Genomic DNA, 19,124 nt, shown 5'->3' on the forward strand with positions numbered 1-19,124 from the left:
GCGGGCCCGGTCGGGTCCGCGCCCGCGCCCGCGCCCGGGGCCGCTGGTCCGCCGGGCAGCCGGTCCGCCGGAGCCGCTACTGGGCGGCCGCCCGCTGGAGCGCGCTGGCCAGCAGGGCCAGGTCGGTCGGCCCGTTGCCCAGTTCGCGGACCGGCCGGCGGGCGGGCGGGGCGCCGAGCTGGAGCGGGTCTATGGCGACGACGGTCGGCCGCAGGGTCGCGGTGCGCGGGATGCGGCCGCTGATCCGGGCGGCCTGGAAGGCGGTCACGCCGCCGTCGGGCAGCCGGAGGTAGCCGCGGCCGGGGGTGTCCTCGGCCAGCGCGGCGGCGTCGCCGAGGTGGATCAGCAGGTCGGAGTCGGCGGGGTCGTCGGTGCGCAGCGCGATCCGGAGCAGCGCGGCCTCGTCGACCTCGGTGCCGGCGCTCTCCTCCGGTCGGCCGGTGGTGACGGCGAGGTGGACGCCGAGCGGGCCCCCGCGCCGGGCGACGGCGGCCAGCGCCCGGGCGAGCGGACGGCCGGCCGGGGAGGTCGGGGCGAGCAGGGCGTCGTAGTCGTCCACCACGACGACCAGCCGGGCCGGCACGGGCGCGGCGGGCGGTGCGGCGGCGGGCCGGGGGGCGTCGCCGCTGCCGCGCGGCTGGACGACCCGAGGCAGGGGGCCGGGGGCGGCCGCCCCGACGACGGCGGGTACCGGGACGGCGGGCCGGTCGGGCGCGTCGGCCTGCTTCTTGTCCAGGCCGCGGTCGTCCAGGATGCGGGCCGCCTGCCAGGAGGCGAAGTCCAGTCCGTCGAAGAGCCGCTCGCGCAGGGCGAGTTCGTCCTCCAGCGCCTCCGCGGCGAGCAGGGCGGCCCGCGGGTCGGTGGCGGCGTTCAGATGGCCGGTGACGTGCGGCAGCTCGGTGCAGCCGTCCAGGCCGTCCTGCGTCGCCCGGCCCTCGATGATCGTGACGGTCAGCCGCTCGGGCCGTTCGGAGACGGCCAGCGAGGCGACCAGGGTGCGCAGCAGCTCGGTCTTGCCGGAGCCGCGCGCGCCGCCGATGAGCAGGTGCGGGCCGCCCGGGTCGGGGGAGGGGAGGGTGAGCTCGGGGTCGGCCAGGTCGAGGGTGCAGAGCTCGTCCCGGGTGGTGCCGAGCAGGGCGGTGGCGGCGCCGATGCCGCCGGCGTGCGCGGACCAGCGGGCCGAGAGCTTGGCGGGGGTGACGGTGTCGAGCTGGAGCAGGTCGAGCAGGCGCAGTGCGTCGGGCAGCGGGCCGCGGGCGGCCGGGACGGCTTCGCGCAGCGGGGCGAGGACGCGGGCCAGCCGCTCGGCCCAGGCGTCCGAGACGGCGTCCAGCGAGACCTCGTGCAGGGTCTCGCGGCCGCGGGCGACCGGCCGGTCGAGCGAGAGGTGGGTGCCGACCTCGCCGGTGATCAGGGCGGTGGCGCCGAGGCCGCGCGGCAGCAGCTCGGGCTGCTCGGCCAGGCAGACCGGGAAGATGCCGACGGCCGGGCCCTGGCGCAGCAGCAGGTCGAGCGCCTGCCGGGCTGCCTCGGTGGCCGGGCGGCCGTCGACCACGATCACGGTGGCGGGGTGGCCGCCGAGGCCGGTCGGGCCGCTCAGCCGGGTGGTGAGCTCGGTGAGGCGGGCGGTGGCCTGGTCGTCGTCGAGGCCGAGCAGCAGCCGGCAGTCCTGGCCGTCGGTGGGGCGCAGGTGCGGCAGCCAGAGCGCCCAGGCCCAGGTGTCGGCCCGCTCCTCGGGGGTGCGGGCCGGGTCGGCGTCGACCACGACCAGGCTGAGGCCGGTGGGCGGGTGCAGGGCGGCGAGCTGGGCGACGACGGCGCGGGTGAGCGCGTCGAGGCGTCCGCGCGGGCCGCTGAGGCCGAGGCTGCCGGCGGTCTGCAGGTCGAGGGTGACCGGGACGGCGGGCAGCAGGGTGCCGGGGGTGGTGCCGGGGCCGCCGGGGAGGTCGGCGGTGCCCAGGCGCAGGGTGAGCGCGTCGGGGTGGCCGGGGCCGCGCTCCCAGAGCCGCGGGCCCGGGCCGAGGGCGTTGAGCAGCAGGGTGGCGGGGTCGGGCCAGCGCTCGCGCTGGGCGGCGGCCTGCCGGGTGCGGACGGCGGCGTGGTGGCGTTCGGCGCTCTCCTGGCCGGACGGTTCGGCGGCGGCGCGGCCGAGCCGGAGCGAGAGCAGGCCGCGGCTGCGGCCGGCGGCGGGCTCGGGTGCGGCGGGCGGTTCGACCACGGCCGGGGCGGGCCGGGCCGGGGCGGGCGGGGCGAGCTGGAGGTGGCCGTGGCCGTCGGGGAGCGCGGCGCGGGTGGGCACGCCGGAGGCGTCCCGGGGATCCGGGACGGTGACCTGGAGGGTGGACTCGCCGATCCGCAGCAGACCGGTGCCGTCGAGCGGGACGGCCTCCTCGGGTGCCAGGGGCGGGACGATCCGGCCGTCCAGCGTGGTGCCGTTGGTGGAGCCCAGGTCGCGGACGGTGACCCGGCCGTCCTCGCCGAGGTGGAGGGCGAGGTGGAGCCGGGAGACGTCCGGGTCGTCGAGCGGCACGTCGGCGTCGGCGGAGCGGCCGACCCGGATCTCGCGGCCGTGCAGACGGTGCACGCCGCCGGCGTCGGGGCCGCCGATCACCCGGAGCTCGGCGGCGGCCGGGGCGTCGTCCGGGTCGTCGGCGGTCGGGTCGGGTTCGTTGAGGCTCAGGACGGCGCCGTCGAGCAGCGGTGGGTGGCCGAGCAGGGTGTGCTCGTCCACCCGCTGGGCCCCGGCGTACAGGTGCACGTGGGTGGCGGCCCGTGGGCCGCGCACGCCCACGGCGCCGGCGAGGGCGCCCGCGAGGGAGCCGAGCGCGGTGCCGACGGGCGCGGTGACCAGCACGTCCACGTAGGGGATGGCGGAGCCGGCGGCTGCCGGGCCGCTGCGCGGTCGGAGGACGGTCAGCCGGATCTGCATCTCGCCCGCGGTCCCTTCTGCTGGTGCTGAGGCCTGGTGCCGGTTCCCGCGGCCCGGCCGGTGCGGCGGGCCCGGCGGTGCTCGACGCCCCGCGGGCCGCCGCGGCGGCATTGGGCCACAAGAGTGGCGAGTGTCATCCTGCCATCCGTCACCGACAGTCCGCGCACGGTACCGGATTTGACGATCTTGCGATCATCGCCATGGTGGAGGCGACGGGGAGTCAGGTCAACCGCCGCCCGGCGGGCCCGGCGCCCGGCCTCCGGGACTCCCTCCCGAGGATGTCCCGCAGACCCGTGCCGAACCCCTCGCCGGTCGCCTCAAAAACGTGAACGGACACCGTTAGAGTGGCCGGAACACGGGCCCGGCAGGCTCACCGCACCGGCGGAGGAGCGCCCCGCGCGGGCGGCACGGCGAGGAGTGCGACAGGTGCGGCCAGTCGGCAGCAAGTATCTGCTTGAGGAGACCCTCGGACGGGGGGCCACCGGCACCGTCTGGCGCGGACGGGTCCGCGCGGATGTCGCGGTGCCCGGCGGCGAGCCGGGACAGCCGGTCGCGATCAAGGTGCTGCGCGAGGAGCTGGCGGCCGACCCCGACGTGGTGATGCGCTTCCTGCGCGAGCGCTCGCTGCTGCTGCGGCTGACCCACCCCAACATCGTCAAGGTCCGCGACCTGGTCGTCGAGGGCGAGCTGCTGGCCCTGGTGATGGACCTGGTCGAGGGCCCGGACCTGGCCCGCTACCTGCGCGGCAACGGCCCGTTCAGTCCGATCGCCGGCGCCCTGCTGATGGCCCAGGTCGCCGACGCGCTGGCGGCCAGCCACGCCGACGGCATCGTCCACCGCGACCTCAAGCCGGCCAACGTGCTGCTCGCCTCCGTCGTGGTGCAGGGCACCGAGCAGATGCACCCGATGCTGACCGACTTCGGCATCGCCCGGCTCGCCGACTCCCCGGGGATCACCCGAACCCACGAGTTCGTCGGCACCCCGGCCTACGTCGCCCCGGAGTCCGCCGAGGGCCGCCCGCAGACCTCCGCGGTGGACGTCTACGGCGCCGGGATCATGCTCTACGAGCTGGTCACCGGCCGGCAGCCGTTCCAGGGCGACGGCCCGCTCGCCGTGCTCCAGGCGCACCTGGCCCAGGAGCCGCAACGCCCGTCGACCATGCCCGACCCGCTCTGGACGGTCATCGAGCGCTGCCTGCGCAAGGACCCGGCGCAGCGGCCGAGCGCCGTCTCGCTGGCCTGCGCGCTGCGGGTGGTCGCCAACGGGGTCGGGGTGCACGCCTCGCCGGCGGCGGTCGACGAGGCGCTCGCGGTCGGGGCGCTGCTGCTGCCGGACCCGCAGCCGGCCGCCGTCCCGGGCGGGGCGCCGGGCGGCGTCGCGGAGGCAGCCGCCGTCGGGACGCCGGGGGCCGAGGACCGCACCCAGGTGCTCCCGGCCGGGCAGCCGGGCCAGCAGTACGACCCGTCCGCCGCGACCGCCGTGATGGGCACCCAGCCGCCGCCGGCCGCCCCGTACGGCGCCGCGGACCGGACCAGGGTGATGCCGCCGGCCGCCGTCCCGCCGGTCCCGCAGGGGCCGCCGCAGCCCGAGGCGCCGCACCCGTGGCAGACCCAGCTGCGCGCCGCCCGGGACCGCAACCAGCAGACCGAGATCGGCTACTTCGACCCGGAGGACTTCGAGGCCCCGCAGGTCGCCCCGGCGCCCTTCCAGGCCGGACAGGGCGGCCCGGGCGGGCCGCAGGGCTACCGGCCGCCGCAGCCGCCCCCGGGCGGCGGCTACCAGCAGGCCCCGCCGCCCGGCTACGCCCAGCGCCCGCCGGTGGCCCCGCCGCCCTTCCAGGCGGGACAGCCGGGCCAGCCGGGCCGGCAGCCGTCCGGCGGCCGGCCGCAGCCGCCCGGCGGCTACAACCAGCCGCCGCAGCGCGGCTACGAGCAGGCCCCTCCGCCGCCGCCCGGGTACGGCCGGCCCCAGGGCCGGGCGCAGCAGCCCCCGGCCGGTCCGCCGCAGGGCTACCAGGCCGCGCCGCCGCAGCCCGCGCCCCCGGCCGTGCCGCGCCGGGCCGAGCCGCCCGCGCCGCAGCACCGCGAGCCCCCGCAGCACCGCGAGCCCCCGCAGCGCCGGGAGGCGCCGGCCCGCCGCGAGCCGCGCCCGCGCAGCCGCAACCGGATGTACATCCCGGGCCTCGGCTGCCTGAAGGGCTGCCTGATGGTGCTGCTGGTGCTGGCCGTGGCCGCGGTGGCGCTGTGGAACTTCACGCCGCTGCCGCACTACTGGGCCAACGTGCAGGACTGGTTCAACAGCGCGAGCGACTGGGTGAGCAGCGTCTTCGGCAGTGCGAAGAACTGACGGTGTCCCGGGTGTGCCCTCCGGACCGGTGACCGTGGCCCGACAGCGACATTGACGCTTTGTCGACAATTCACAATATTTCTCGCCCACCAGTGCCGGTCCGAGCCCCTCAGGCGGCCCGCGGAGGGGGTCCGGGCGCGTAGGTTGGTCGCTGTTGTCCCGCCCCACCGAGCGCACCGGACCGTCCCGGTGCGCTCCCGCCGCCCACGGAGCAGCATTGGCACGCAAGATCGGCAGCCGCTACACCGTCCACCAGGTGATCGGCCGGGGCTCGGCCGGGACGGTCTGGCTCGGCGAGGGACCGGACGGCCCGGTCGCGGTCAAGCTGCTGCGCGAGGACCTGGCCGCCGACCAGGTGCTGGTCGGCCGCTTCGTGCAGGAACGCGCCGCGCTGACCAGCCTCGACCACCCCCGGGTGGTCGGCGTGCGCGACATGGTCGTCGACGGCAGCGACCTCGCCCTGGTGATGGAGCTGGTCCAGGGCACCGACCTGCGCTCCCGGCTGGAGCGCGACGGCGCGCTCGCCCCGCAGACCGCCGTCTCGGTCATCGCGGACGTCGCCGACGGCCTGGCCGCCGCGCACGCCGCCGGGATCGTGCACCGCGACGTCAAGCCCGAGAACGTCCTGCTCGACCTCGCCGCCGCCCCCGGCCCCGGCGGCGCCCCGCGCGCCAAGCTGACCGACTTCGGCGTGGCCCGCCTGGTCGACGCCCCGCGCCGGACCCGCGCCACCCGGATCATCGGCACCCCCGACTACCTCGCCCCCGAGATCATCGAGGGCCTGGAGCCGCGCGCCGCCGTCGACATCTACGCCCTGGCCACCGTGCTGTACGAGCTGCTGGCCGGCTTCACCCCGTTCGGCGGCGGCCACACCGGCGCGGTGCTGCGCCGCCACGTCACCGAGCAGGTGCCGCCCGTCCCCGGCCTGCCGGACGGCCTCTGGCGGATCATCGCCGAGTGCCTGGCCAAGGCCCCGGCCTCCCGGCTGCGCGCCGCCGAGCTGGCCGACCGGCTGCGCGAGCAGCTGCCCGCGCTGGCCGGGCTGCCGGTGCTGGCCATCCCGCAGCAGGGCCGCGCCCCCGCCGAGGAGCCGCTCACCCCCGGCGAGGCGGTCTACGCCGAGGTGGACGCCGGCCCCGGCACCCACAAGCGCCGCCGCGGCCCGGCCGTTCCGCTGGTGCCGGGCGCCGCCCCGGACTCCACCCGGGACACCCACACCAGCCTGCGCCGCCCCTCCGCCCAGGAGCTGGCCTCCTACGCGGCCGAGTCCCGCGCCCAGCGCACCGCCCCCACCGCCCACCGCCGGGACCGGCAGGCCCTGCTGCGCCGCCGCCGGGTGCTGGCCGTCCTGGTGGCCGTGGTCCTGCTGCTGGCCGGCGCGGCCGCCGCCTGGACCGCCTTCGCCGCCGCCTCCCCGGACGCCGGTCACCCGGCGCGTCCGGCCGTCCGCTCGACCGCCCCGAGGGCCCCGTGAGCGCCCATCGGCACCCGGTGTCGTCATGACCACCCCCGGGGGCATTACCCTGGGTGCGTGGCAGCCGTCGATCCTTCCGAAGAGCTCAAGAACCTCGACACGACCATGGGGTCGATCGAGGCCGTCCTCGACCTGGACAAGATCCGGGCCGACATCGCGGTCCTGGAGGAGGAGGCAGCCGCCCCCGACCTGTGGGACGACGTCGCGAACGCGCAGAAGGTGACCAGCCGGCTCTCCTTCCTCCAGGGCGAACTGCGCCGGGTCGAGTCCCTGCGCGGCCGCATCGACGACCTGGGCGTCCTGTTCGAGCTGGCCGAGGCCGAGGACGACGCGGACACCCGCGTGGAGGCCGAGCACGAGCTGGAGGCCGTCAAGAAGGCGGTCGAGGAGCTCGAGGTCCGCACGCTCCTGTCCGGCGAGTACGACGCCCGCGAGGCCCTGATCAACATCCGCGCCGAGGCCGGTGGCGTGGACGCCGCCGACTTCGCCGAGCAGCTGATGCGCATGTACCTGCGCTGGGCCGAGCGGCACGGGTACCCGACCGAGGTGTACGACACCTCGTACGCGGAGGAGGCCGGCATCAAGTCCGCGACCTTCACCGTCAAGGCGCCGTACGCCTACGGCACCCTCTCCGTCGAGCAGGGCACCCACCGCCTGGTCCGCATCTCGCCCTTCGACAACCAGGGCCGCCGGCAGACCTCGTTCGCCGGTGTCGAGGTGCTCCCGGTCGTCGAGCAGTCCGACCACGTCGACATCGACGAGTCCGAGCTGCGGGTGGACGTCTACCGCGCCTCCGGCCCCGGCGGCCAGGGCGTCAACACCACCGACTCGGCGGTGCGCATCACGCACATCCCGACCGGCATCGTGGTCTCCTGCCAGAACGAGCGCTCGCAGATCCAGAACAAGGCGTCCGCGATGAACGTCCTCCAGGCCAAGCTGCTCGAGCGGCGCCGCCAGGAGGAGAAGGCCGCGATGGACGCGCTCAAGGACAGCGGCAGCTCCTGGGGCAACCAGATGCGCTCCTACGTGCTGCACCCGTACCAGATGGTGAAGGACGTCCGCACCGCGTTCGAGGCCGGCAACCCGCAGGCCGTCCTGGACGGCGACATCGACGGCTTCATCGAGGCCGGCATCCGCTGGCGGAAGCAGCGGGAAACCGCGAGCTGAGCCCACCGCGGTCGCGAACGCAGCGAGGAGGCCCCCGACGGATCACCGTCGGGGGCCTCCTCGTCCCAGGTCGTGGGGGCCGGGCCCCGGGCGGGTGCCCGGTCCTCAGGCCAGTGCCTGCCGCGCGATCAGTGCCACCGCGAGCAGCCCGGCCAGCAGGGCCAGCAGCATCGCGGGGGAGAGCGCGGCGAAGGGACCCTGCTGCTCCTGCAGCCGGGCCCGGTTGGCGCGGCACACGGGGCAGCGGCCGTCGCTCACGCGGCCGTTGCAGTTGGCGCACACCAGATGGTCGCAGGTCATGCGATCTCCTCCTCGCTGCTTCAGCCAACGCACCGGACGGGGCTTTGGTTCCTGTTCGTGCCCTGTGCGGGGGAGCGGCCGACCCCGGCCACCACCTCCACTCTGCCAGGTTCTGGCCGTTCCGGCCCCCGCGCTGTGAGATGCCTCCTAATTTTCGGGGCATAACCGGGCATTCTCCCTCAAGTCCCGGCTCTTGTCGCGGGCCGACCCTGCGGGCCGGGCGCGGCTTCGCGTATGGTCCCAAGCCGGGAGCGGCCCTTTCCGCTCCCTCCGCCCGCCCCCGGGCCGGGCGCCCGGGGTGGACCGACCGAGGACTGGCGCCGCCTAGGATGGCCTCCGTGATGCAGCCGTGATCAGATTCGACAACGTCTCCAAGACCTATCCCAAGCAGAACCGTCCCGCCCTGGACAACGTCTCGCTGGAGATCGAGAAGGGTGAGTTCGTCTTCCTGGTCGGCTCGTCCGGCTCGGGCAAGTCCACCTTCCTGCGGCTCTGCCTGCGGGAGGAGCGCCCCAGCACCGGCGAGGTGCACGTGCTGGGCAAGGACCTGGGCAAGCTGTCCAACTGGAAGGTGCCGCACATGCGCCGCCAGCTGGGCACCGTCTTCCAGGACTTCCGCCTGCTGCCCAACAAGACGGTCGCGCAGAACGTGGCCTTCGCCCTCGAGGTGATCGGCAAGCCCAAGAGCGCCATCAACAAGGTGGTGCCCGAGGTGCTGGACCTGGTCGGCCTCGGCGGCAAGGAGGACCGCATGCCGGGCGAGCTGTCCGGCGGTGAGCAGCAGCGCGTCGCGATCGCCCGGGCCTTCGTGAACCGCCCGATGCTGCTGATCGCGGACGAGCCCACCGGAAACCTCGACCCGCAGAACTCGGTCGGCATCATGAAGCTGCTCGACCGGATCAACCGCACCGGCACCACGGTGCTGATGGCCACCCACGACCAGGCCATCGTCGACCAGATGCGCAAGCGCGTCATCGAGCTCGACAAGGGGCTGCTGGTCCGCGACCAGGCCCGCGGCGTCTACGGGTACCAGCACTGATCCTCCAGCGCTGAGCCCGTGGGCCGCCGGCCCGTCTCGCCCGACCAGCAGTACCGACCCTGGAGTTGTTACACGCATGCGCGCCCAGTTCGTCCTGTCGGAGATCGGTGTGGGTCTCCGCCGCAACCTGACGATGACCATCGCGGTCGTCGTCAGCGTCGCGCTCTCCCTCGCCCTCGCCGGTGCCTCCCTCCTGGTCCGTGACCAGGTGAACTCCATGAAGGGGTACTGGTACGACAAGGTCGAGGTGAGCATCTACTTCTGCACCAAGTCGGACGCCCGCAACTCGCCGCAGTGCCAGTCGGGGGCGGCGACCGACCCGCAGATCGCCGAGATCAAGTCCCAGCTGGACAAGATGGACTCGGTGGTCCAGTCCGCGACCTTCGAGAACTCCGCCGAGGCGTACAAGCACTGGAAGGAGATGAACCCGGACAACCCGCTCATCTCCGTCCTCGGCCCGGAGGCCATCCCGCAGTCCTGGCGGGTGAAGCTCAAGGACCCGACCAAGTACGACGTCATCCAGAGCGCCTTCGCCGGCAAGCCCGGGGTCAAGTCGGTCGAGGACCAGCGGAAGATCCTGGAGAACCTCTTCGGCCTGCTGAACGGCCTGCAGACCGCGGCGTTCGTGATCATGGTGCTGATGCTGTTCGTCGCCCTGCTGCTGATCGTCAACACCGTCCGGGTGTCGGCGTACAGCAGGCGGCGCGAGACCGGCATCATGCGCCTGGTCGGTGCCTCGAACTTCTACGTCCAGATGCCGTTCATCGCCGAGGCCGCGTTCGCCGCGCTGCTCGGCGCGATCATGGCCTCCGGACTGCTGCTCGGCGGGCACTTCTTCGTCCACAGCTGGCTGGCCGACCGGGTGCAGTTCATCCACTTCATCGGGCTCGGCTCGGTGCTGGCGGTGATACCGCTGCTGGTGGTGGTCGGCATGGGCATGGCCGGCATCGCGGCGTTCTTCACCCTCCGGAAGTACCTGAAGGTCTAGCGCCGCGCCCCGGCACCCCGGCGGCCCCGGACGGCACTGCGCCGTCCGGGGCCGCCGGCGTTCCGCCGTCGGCCGTTCCGGCCCGCCGCGCGGCACGCTGCGCCTACACTCCGATGCCATGCTGGAAACTCCGCGCAGGGCACGTCAGGCGGCCACCCTCGGCCTGGTGTTCGGTGCCGTGCTGCTGGCCGGCGCCGCCACCGGCGCCTGGGGCGACGCGGGCACGCCGCCGGCCCGCCCGTCCGCGGACGCGGCCCCGGCCGCCGTGGGCGCCGTCGCGGCCGGCCAGGACCCGGCCGGCGCCGCGCTCTCCGAGCAGCAGGCCGAGCACCTGATCGGCGCCAGCGGCGACCGCTGGGGGGCCTACTACAGCGCGCAGGAGTACGCCGAGTTCAGCCAGGGCCTGGACGGCCGCTACCTCGGGGTGGGCCTGTCCGTCGGCCGCGGCCAGGACGGCGTCACCGCCGTCTCGCAGGTCCGGCCGGCCGGGCCGGCCGCCGAGGCCGGGATCGCGGCCGGCGACCGCCTGCTCCGGATCGGCCAGGACCAGGCCGACCGGCTGCCGGTGACCGAGGTGGTCGCCCGGCTGCGCGGGCGCGAGGGCGAGCGGCAGGCCGGCTCCGAGGTCACCCTCGCCGTCCAGCGCGGCGACGGGGAGGTCCGCGAGGTGCGGCTGCGCAGGGTCCTGCTGGACTGTCAGCAGGTCGCGGTCGAACACCTGGACAAGGGCGTCGTCCGGATCACCGTGCGGGCCTTCACCAGCGGCGTGGCCGAGCAGGTGCGCGCGGCCGTGCGCGGCGCGCACGCCGGGGTGGTGCTGGACCTGCGCGGGAACTCCGGCGGACTGGTCGAGGAGGCCGCCGGGACCGCCGGGGTCTTCCTGGACGGCGGCCCGGTCGGCTCGTACCAGGAGCGCGGCGGGACCCGCGAACTGACCGCCCCGGCCGGCGGCGACCAGCGCACCCCGCTGGTGGTGCTGGTGGACGGCGGCACCATGAGCGCCGCCGAACTGCTGACCGGCGCCCTGCAGGACCGCAGCCGGGCGGTGGTGGTGGGCGGCCGGACGTTCGGCAAGGGCACCGTCCAGCAGCCCAGCCGGCTCGCCGACGGCGCGGTGCTGGAGCTGACCGTCGGCCGCTACTACACCCCCGCCGGCCGCTCCCCGGAGGGCACCGGCCTGACCCCGGACGTGCCGGCCACCGCCTCCGAGGACGCCGGGGCCCTGGCCCTGCGGGTCCTCGCCGGTCTCGGGACCCGCGCGTAAAGGGGCTGCTCGGCACCGGCCCGGGGTGCGAGAATGACCCCGCTATGGCAAAGGAAACCGGACAGAAGCTGATCGCGCAGAACAAGAAGGCGCGACACGAGTACACCATCCTCGACACCTACGAGTGCGGCCTCGTGCTCACCGGCACCGAGGTCAAGTCACTGCGCGAGGGGCGGGCCAACCTGGTCGACGGCTACGCCTACATCCAGAACCACGAGGCGTGGATCGACAACGTCTTCATCCCCGAGTACACCCAGGGGACGTGGACCAACCACGCCGCGCGGCGCAAGCGCAAGCTGCTGCTGCACAAGCTGGAGATCCGCAAGATCGAGACCAAGGTCCGGGACGCCGGCCACACCCTGGTCCCGCTCTCGCTGTACTTCAAGGACGGCCGGGTGAAGCTCGAACTCGCGCTCGCCGTCGGCAAGAAGCTGTACGACAAGCGGCAGACGCTGCGCGAGAAGCAGGACACCCGCGAGGCGGCCCGCGCGGTGGCGGCGGCCCGACGGCGCCAGCGCTGAGCCGCGGCGACGCCGGGGTTAATCCGCTGGACCCTCGCCCGTCGCCTCACGTACTATGGCGCAAGCAACACGGACGGTCGCCGTCCGAGCTGTTTCTCAACAAAACATGGGGATGATCGGTTTCGACAGGGGATGTTGAAACAGGGGAAGCGAGCCGAGGAACGCGGCAATGATCTCGTTAACCACGTGTCGCAAAAAAATAATCGCCAACTCTAAGCGCGATTCCCAGCAGTTCGCTCTCGCTGCCTAATAACAGCTAAGAGCGCTTGGGTGTCAGACCGGGGGGTTCCCGACCCGGACCCTGGCATAATCTAGGGAACTCAACCGTCCGCCCGGGCTGCGAGGGCGGATGGGAAATCAAACAGCAGCTGGGCCTGTTGGCGGCTTGTCCGTGTGACCGCCAGGGCCGAGAAAAGCACAGCGGACTGCGCTCGGAGAAGCCCTGAATTAACTCCACTGGACCCGGGTTCGATTCCCGGCATCTCCACCACCCCATGTTCACAGTGAAGGCCGTCCACCGCTCAGCGGGGGGCGGCCTTCACGTCTTCCCGTCCCGGTGCGGCGCGGTGCGGGGGTGGGGGCGTAGGATCTTCCGTCCGCTCGTTTCCCAGAGCCGGACTCCCGCCGCTACCACCGAGGCCATGCAGAGCAAGCAGAGCAACACGGACACCACCGCCGCCGATCACGAGACCGTCCGCGAGCGCGAGATCGCCGGGGAGCAGCACCACCTCGACACGGTGTACCACCGCCTGGAGGAGAAGCTCGCCGAGGCCGAGTACATCCTGGAGGACGCCGCCAAGCGCGTACAGGTCGGCACCCCCGGCGCGCTCGCCGAGCGCGACGCCCAGGTGTACCGGGCCGGCGCCCACCTCCAGCGGCTCAACAACGAGTTCGAGGACTTCCTCTTCGGCCGGATAGACCTCCAGCGGGCCGACGCGCCGGAGGAGCACGGCATCCCCTCCAACACCCCGCTCGACCCGGCCGACCCGGCCGTCGCCGAGACCCTGCACATCGGCCGGCTCGGGGTGCTGGACGCCGAGTACGGCCCGCTGGTGATCGACTGGCGGGCACCGGCCGCCGCGCCGTTCTACCGGTCCACCCCGCTGGAGCCCGGCCGGGTCATCCGCCGCCGGGTGATCCGCTCCAAGGGCCGCAAGGTGATCGGCGTCGAGGACGACCTGCTCCGCCCCGACCTCACCCCCACCCTGGACGGCCGGGAGCTGGCGGTGGTCGGCGACGGCGCGCTGATGGCCTCGCTCGGCCGGGCCCGCAGCCACTCGATGCGGGACATCGTCTCCTCCATCCAGAAGGAGCAGGACGAGGTGATCCGGGCCGCCGCGGCCGGGGCCACCCTGGTCACCGGCGGCCCCGGCACCGGCAAGACCGCCGTCGCCCTGCACCGCGCCGCGTTCCTGCTCTACCAGGACCGCCGCCGCTACGCCGGGGGCATCCTGGTGGTCTCCCCGACCCCGCTGCTGGTCTCGTACACCGAGGGCGTGCTGCCCTCGCTCGGCGAGGAGGGCCAGGTCGCGATCCGCGCGGTCGGCTCCCTGGTGGACGGCATCGAGGCGGGCACCTACGACACCCCGGAGGCGGCCCGGATCAAGGGCTCGGCCCGGATGGTGCAGCTGCTGCGCCGGGCCGCCCGGGCCGCGCTGGAGCTGGGCGCCCCGCAGGAGCTGAAGGTGGTCGCCCGCGGCGAGGTGCTGCGGCTCGACGCGGGCCGGCTGAAGGCCGTGCGCGGCAACGTGATCGGCTCCGGCGGCACCCCGCTGAACCTGCTCCGTCCGCGCGCCCGCCGGCTGCTGCTGGACGCGCTCTGGCAGGAGGCCACCCGGCACCTGCCGAAGCCCGCCGACCACTACGCCCGCGAGCAGCGCCAGGAGGAGAAGGAGGCGTTCGACGAGTACGTCTCGGACGAGCCGCCGTTCCTGGACTTCCTGGACGCCTGGTGGCCCGCGGTGACCCCGCGCCGGGTGCTCGGCACCCTGAAGCAGAGCCGGCACACCAACCGGATCGCCCGCCGCGCCGTCACCCCGGACGAGGCCAGGGTGCTGGCGGCGTCCTGGCGGCAGCTGAACGAGCGCGGCGAGGGGGCGCTGTCCGCGCACGACGTGGCACTGGTGGACGAGCTCCAGGTGCTGCTCGGCGAGCCGGCCCGCCCGAAGGTCCGCGAGGTGGACGCGGTGGACCTGCTGTCCGGCCTGGACGAGGTCACCACCTTCGCCGACCGCTCCGCCGGACGACGCGTGGGGGTACCCCCGGCCGGAGGCTGGGGGAGGGTGCCGGTGGAGCGCACCGAGTACGCGCACATCATCGTGGACGAGGCGCAGGACCTCACCCCGATGCAGTGGCGGATGATCGGCCGCCGGGCCCGGACGGCCACCTGGACGATCGTCGGCGACCCGGCGCAGTCCTCCTGGCCGTTCCCGGAGGAGGCGCAGGCCGCGTTGGACGAGGTGCTGTCCGGCAAGCCGCGCCGGCGCTACACGCTGACGGTGAACTACCGGAACCCGGCCGAGATCGCCGAGGTGGCGGCCAAGGTGCTGGCGCTGGCCGCGCCGGGCACGCCGTCGCCGAGCGCGGTGCGCCACGTCGGCGTGGAGCCGCGGTTCGCGGCCGTCCTGGACCCGGCGCCGGAGGCCTTCGGCGCGGCGGCCCGGGCCGAGCTGGAGCGGCTGCTGGCGGAGGTGGACGGCACCGTGGCGGTCGTCGTGCCGATGGACCGCCGGGCCGAGGCGGCCGGCTGGATCGCGGGCCTGGGGGAGCGCGCGGTGGCGCTGGGCAGCCTGGAGGCCAAGGGCCTGGAGTACGACGCGACCGTGGTGGCCGACCCGACCGGGATCGCCGGCGAGTCGGAGGCCGGCCTGCGGGTGCTCTACGTGGCGCTGACCCGGGCGACCCAGCGGCTGACCGTGCTCTCCGGCCCGGACGACCTGCCCGACGCCGCGGGAGTGCCCGCGCTGCTGCACGGCTGACGGAGCGTCGGCAGCACGAAGGCCCCTCACCCGGAGGTGAGGGGCCTTCAGTCGTTAGATGACACCGACCCGCCATGCTCGCCTCGCGGCAAGTGGTCCCTCGAAGGGACGAAGGTTGGGCCCGGGGGCTTGGATCGAGCCGGTGTCCCGTCCAATGTAACGCATCGCCCCCCGGGGGCAAGAAGAGCCGGGCGGTCTTGTCGGATCCGCACACTCAATGAACGTTATTTCTGACTTTCCCCTGGCAGGTGCGACGATCGAGGTCTAGCATGCGCTGCGTGCCGCTTCAACAAGTTGTTGAAGAGATGCCCGGTGCGCAGACACCCTCAGTGGACGGAAGAAGGACGTCGATGGCGACGGTGCCCAGTGTCTCGAACTCGATCACGGTGCGGCTGGAGGTCCCGGCCCGGGGCAACGCCGTCAGTGCGATCACCACGGCGGTCGAGTCCTCCGGCGGATCGGTCACCGGCCTCGACGTCACCGCCTCCGGCCTGGAGGCGCTGCGGATCGACGTGACCGTGGCCGCGTCCTCGGTCGCCCACGGCGAGGAGATCGTCGAGAAGCTGCGCGCGATCGACGGCGTGTCGATCGGCAAGGTCTCGGACCGCACCTTCCTGATGCACCTCGGCGGCAAGATCGAGATGTCCTCGAAGCTGCCGATCCGCAACCGTGACGACCTGAGCATGATCTACACCCCGGGTGTCGCCCGGGTCTGCATGGCGATCGCCGAGAACCCCGAGGACGCCCGCCGCCTCACCATCAAGCGCAACAGCGTCGCCGTGGTCACCGACGGCTCCGCGGTGCTCGGCCTGGGCAACATCGGCCCGGCGGCCGCGCTGCCGGTGATGGAGGGCAAGGCGGCCCTGTTCAAGCGGTTCGCCGGCATCGACGCCTGGCCGATCTGCCTGGACACCCAGGACACCGACGAGATCGTGGCCATCGTCAAGGCGATCGCCCCGGGCTTCGCCGGCATCAACCTGGAGGACATCTCCGCGCCGCGCTGCTTCGAGATCGAGGCCCGGCTGCGCGAGGCCCTGGACATCCCGGTGTTCCACGACGACCAGCACGGCACCGCGATCGTGGTGCTGGCGGCGCTCACCAACGCGCTCAAGGTGGTCGGCAAGGCGATCGGCGACATCCGGGTCGTGATGTCGGGCGCCGGCGCCGCCGGTACCGCGATCCTCAAGCTGCTGCTGGCGGCCGGCGTCGAGCACGCCACCGTCGCGGACGTGAAGGGCGTGGTCCACGAGGGCCGCGACGACCTCAACGACTCGCTGCGCTGGATCGCCGAGCACACCAACCGCTCGGGCCGCACCGGCAGCCTCAAGGAGGCCGTCGCGGGCGCCGACGTGTTCATCGGCGTCTCCGCCCCGAACGTGCTGGACGGCGATGACATCGCCGCCATGGCGGAGGGCGCGATCGTGTTCGCGCTCGCCAATCCGGACCCGGAGGTCGACCCGGCGGTGGCCCGGCAGACCGCCGCGGTGGTCGCCACCGGCCGCAGCGACTTCCCGAACCAGATCAACAACGTGCTGGTCTTCCCGGGCGTCTTCCGCGGCCTGCTGGACGCGCAGAGCCGGACGGTCAACACCGAGATGATGATCGCCGCCGCCCGGGCGCTGGCCACCACCGTCGCCGACGACGAGCTGAACGCGAACTACATCATCCCCAGCGTGTTCCACAAGGACGTCGCCAAGACGGTGGCCGCCGCCGTGCGCGAGGCCGCGCTGGCGGGTGCTCAGGAGGCGCCCGTGCAGGCCCGTCCGACCCCCGGCATCGTCGGCACGCTCGACACCGCTTCCTTCCCCGCCGTCAAGCTCTGACGGCACCGGCGCGGCTCGTGTCGCGGATCGGTCAAATGACCGAATACCGGTCTTACCCACCCAAGCCCGCCCCGAACCCTTGCGACACAAGGGCGAGGGGCGTGTTTGGGCTTGTCGTGCCTAGGGCGTACGGTAGCCCTGCACGGGGCAGGCGTGTCCGACAAGTACGGAACGTCCCCCTGGTCTTCCGGCGTGTCGTCCCGGCCGCCGCCCGCACCCGGACCACCGGAGCCGACGGAGCGTCACACCTCCGGCGGGCGGGCGTTGTTCGGGAGGCGCGGCCGGGGCCCGATTGGCTTTCTCGGGGCCGGTCGGGGCAGGATTCGTATCCGGGCAGGCAGGCGGGCCTTCGACGGCACCGGCGTCGCGGCGCGGGGTACGAACCCGGCCCGCGACCACGCATTGCCTGAATGAGCACTGTGTGCGGACCTGCGGCCTATCCGGGTGCCCCCCGGAGGGAGCACCGATGGGCCCCCGCACACCGCAAGCGAACAGACCACAGGAGTACACATGAACCGCAGTGAGCTGGTGGCCGCGCTGTCCGAGCGCGCCGAGGTGACCCGCAAGGACGCCGACGCCGTTCTGGCCGCCTTCGCCGAGATCGTCGGCGAGGTCGTCGCCAAGGGCGACGAGAAGGTCACCATCCCCGGTTTCCTGACCTTCGAGCGCACCCACCGCGCTGCCCGCACCGCCCGCAACCCGCAGACCGGTGAGCCGATCCAGATCGCGGCCGGCTACAGCGCCAAGGTGAGCGCCGGCTCCAAGCTGAAGGAAGCCGCCAAGGGCGCCTGAACCACCCCTTGAACGCCCGAGAGGCCGGGCTCCCCGTCAGGGGGGCCCGGCCTCTCGCCGTCGCCGGTGCGCCGGTCAGGCGGTGATCAGGCGCTCGCTGGGCAGCTCGACGTGGGCGCCGAGGTCGCGCAGCTTGTCCATGAAGTTCTCGTAGCCGCGGTTGATCAGGTCGATGCCGTGCACGGTCGAGGTGCCCTCGGCCGCCAGCGCCGCGATCAGGTACGAGAAGCCGCCGCGCAGGTCCGGGATGACCAGCTCGGAGCCGATCAGCTTGGACGGGCCGGAGACCACCGCGGAGTGCAGGAAGTTGCGGGCACCGAAGCGGCACGGGGTGGCGCCCAGGCACTCGCGGTAGAGCTGGATGTGGGCGCCCATCTGGTTCAGCGCGCCGGTGAAGCCGAGCCGCGACTCGTACACCGTCTCGTGCACGATGGACAGGCCGGTCGCCTGGGTCAGCGCGACCACCAGCGGCTGCTGCCAGTCGGTCTGGAAGCCCGGGTGCACGTCGGTCTCCAGGGCGATCGCCTTGAGCTCGCCGCCCGGGTGCCAGAAGCGGATGCCCTCGTCGTCCACCTCGAAGGCGCCGCCGACCTTCCGGAAGGTGTTCAGGAAGGTCATCATCTCCAGCTGACGGGCACCGCGGACGTAGATGTCGCCCTTGGTGGCCAGCGCCGCGCAGGCCCAGGAGGCGGACTCCAGGCGGTCCGGCAGCGCGCGGTGGGTGTAGCCGCCCAGCTCGTCGACACCGGTGATCAGGATGGTCCGGTCGGTGCCCATGGTGATGATCGCGCCCATCTTCTGCAGGACGCAGATCAGGTCGACGATCTCCGGCTCGACGGCCGCGTTGCGCAGCTCGGTGACGCCCTCGGCGAGGACGGCGGTGAGCAGCACCTGCTCGGTGGCGCCGACCGACGGGTACGGCAGCTCGATCTTGGTGCCGCGCAGCCGCTGCGGGGCGACCAGGTAGGTGCCCTGCGGGTGCTTCTCGATGGTGGCGCCGAACTGGCGGAGCACCTCGAAGTGGAAGTCGACCGGGCGGCCGCCGATGTCGCAGCCGCCGAGGCCCGGGATGAAGGCGTGGCCGAGGCGGTGCAGCAGCGGGCCGCAGAACAGGATCGGGATCCGCGAGGAGCCGGCGTGCGCGTCGATGTCCGCGACGTTGGCGCTCTCCACGTGCGAGGGGTCGAGGATCAGCTCGCCGTCCTCGTCGCCGGTGCGGACCGTCACGCCGTGCAGCTGGAGCAGGCCGCGGACCACCTTGACGTCGCGGATGTCCGGGACGTTGCGCAGTCTGCTGGGGCCCTGCCCGAGCAGGGCGGCGACCATGGCCTTGGGGACCAGGTTCTTCGCACCACGGACCCGGATCTCGCCTTCGAGCGGGTTTCCGCCGTGGACCAGCAGGACGTCGTCGGTCATCGTTCTCGCAATCCGGGGTGCCAGAGGAGTGGGTGGGGCTCCGGGTCGGGAGCCGGGCGGTGGGCCGGTCGTACGGGCGCGTTCGGG

The 19,124-nt window shown here is 73.8% G+C and carries 13 protein-coding genes and 1 other RNA gene; 11 read left to right on the forward strand and 3 right to left on the reverse strand.

Annotation, left to right across the window (positions count from 1 at the left end; translation table 11 throughout):
• Positions 1-76: 76 nt before the first annotated feature.
• Complete coding sequence (locus tag ACFVHB_RS07485) at positions 77-2,929, reverse strand: FtsK/SpoIIIE domain-containing protein (RefSeq protein WP_380316594.1); 2,853 nt, start codon at positions 2,927-2,929, stop codon at positions 77-79.
• Positions 2,930-3,355: 426 nt separating this feature from the next.
• Between ACFVHB_RS07485 and ACFVHB_RS07490 the strand changes: the two genes are divergently transcribed.
• From ACFVHB_RS07490 to prfB, 3 genes are all read left to right on the forward strand, one after another.
• Positions 3,356-5,275 carry a protein kinase gene (locus ACFVHB_RS07490; RefSeq protein WP_380316597.1) on the forward strand — a complete coding sequence of 640 codons (1,920 nt, stop codon included), beginning with the start codon at positions 3,356-3,358 and terminating at the stop codon, positions 5,273-5,275.
• Positions 5,276-5,492: 217 nt separating this feature from the next.
• Complete coding sequence (locus ACFVHB_RS07495; protein WP_380316599.1) at positions 5,493-6,749, forward strand: serine/threonine-protein kinase; 1,257 nt, start codon at positions 5,493-5,495, stop codon at positions 6,747-6,749.
• A 57-nt stretch (positions 6,750-6,806) separates the two neighbouring features.
• Positions 6,807-7,916, forward strand: coding sequence for a peptide chain release factor 2 (gene prfB / locus ACFVHB_RS07500; RefSeq protein ID WP_380316602.1), 1,110 nt, complete (start codon positions 6,807-6,809; stop codon positions 7,914-7,916).
• Positions 7,917-8,021: 105 nt separating this feature from the next.
• On the opposite strand, the gene ACFVHB_RS07505 is transcribed toward prfB, so the two are convergent.
• A complete protein-coding gene (locus tag ACFVHB_RS07505) occupies positions 8,022-8,216 on the reverse strand; it encodes a hypothetical protein (RefSeq protein WP_030059729.1) in 195 nt (64 codons plus the stop codon).
• A 349-nt stretch (positions 8,217-8,565) separates the two neighbouring features.
• Here ACFVHB_RS07505 and ftsE point away from each other — a divergent pair, with 349 nt between their 5' ends.
• From ftsE to ACFVHB_RS07545, 8 genes are all read left to right on the forward strand, one after another.
• Positions 8,566-9,255 (forward strand): cell division ATP-binding protein FtsE, encoded by a 690-nt coding sequence (gene ftsE / locus ACFVHB_RS07510; RefSeq protein ID WP_148644607.1) that lies wholly within the window; start codon positions 8,566-8,568, stop codon positions 9,253-9,255.
• 76 nt (positions 9,256-9,331) lie between these two features.
• Positions 9,332-10,243, forward strand: coding sequence for a permease-like cell division protein FtsX (gene ftsX, locus ACFVHB_RS07515; RefSeq protein ID WP_380316606.1), 912 nt, complete (start codon positions 9,332-9,334; stop codon positions 10,241-10,243).
• 118 nt (positions 10,244-10,361) lie between these two features.
• Complete coding sequence (locus tag ACFVHB_RS07520) at positions 10,362-11,507, forward strand: S41 family peptidase (RefSeq protein ID WP_380316609.1); 1,146 nt, start codon at positions 10,362-10,364, stop codon at positions 11,505-11,507.
• Between the two features lie 44 nt (positions 11,508-11,551).
• Positions 11,552-12,028: an SsrA-binding protein SmpB gene (smpB, locus tag ACFVHB_RS07525; protein WP_350741094.1), complete on the forward strand. Its 477-nt coding sequence runs from the start codon at positions 11,552-11,554 to the stop codon at positions 12,026-12,028.
• A 108-nt stretch (positions 12,029-12,136) separates the two neighbouring features.
• Positions 12,137-12,518: a transfer-messenger RNA gene (gene ssrA, locus ACFVHB_RS07530) on the forward strand.
• Between the two features lie 151 nt (positions 12,519-12,669).
• A complete protein-coding gene (locus tag ACFVHB_RS07535; RefSeq protein ID WP_380316612.1) occupies positions 12,670-15,006 on the forward strand; it encodes a HelD family protein in 2,337 nt (778 codons plus the stop codon).
• 350 nt (positions 15,007-15,356) lie between these two features.
• Positions 15,357-16,829: an NAD-dependent malic enzyme gene (locus ACFVHB_RS07540; protein ID WP_380316615.1), complete on the forward strand. Its 1,473-nt coding sequence runs from the start codon at positions 15,357-15,359 to the stop codon at positions 16,827-16,829.
• 510 nt (positions 16,830-17,339) lie between these two features.
• Positions 17,340-17,621: an HU family DNA-binding protein gene (locus ACFVHB_RS07545; protein WP_030059737.1), complete on the forward strand. Its 282-nt coding sequence runs from the start codon at positions 17,340-17,342 to the stop codon at positions 17,619-17,621.
• Between the two features lie 75 nt (positions 17,622-17,696).
• Here ACFVHB_RS07545 and murA read toward each other — a convergent pair whose 3' ends face one another.
• On the reverse strand, positions 17,697-19,037 hold the full coding sequence (gene murA, locus ACFVHB_RS07550) for a UDP-N-acetylglucosamine 1-carboxyvinyltransferase (RefSeq protein WP_380316618.1): 1,341 nt from the start codon (positions 19,035-19,037) through the stop codon (positions 17,697-17,699).
• Positions 19,038-19,124: the final 87 nt, after the last annotated feature.

The sequence above is a fragment of the Kitasatospora sp. NPDC127111 genome (assembly GCF_042677465.1).
Classification (GTDB): Bacteria; Actinomycetota; Actinomycetes; order Streptomycetales; family Streptomycetaceae; genus Kitasatospora.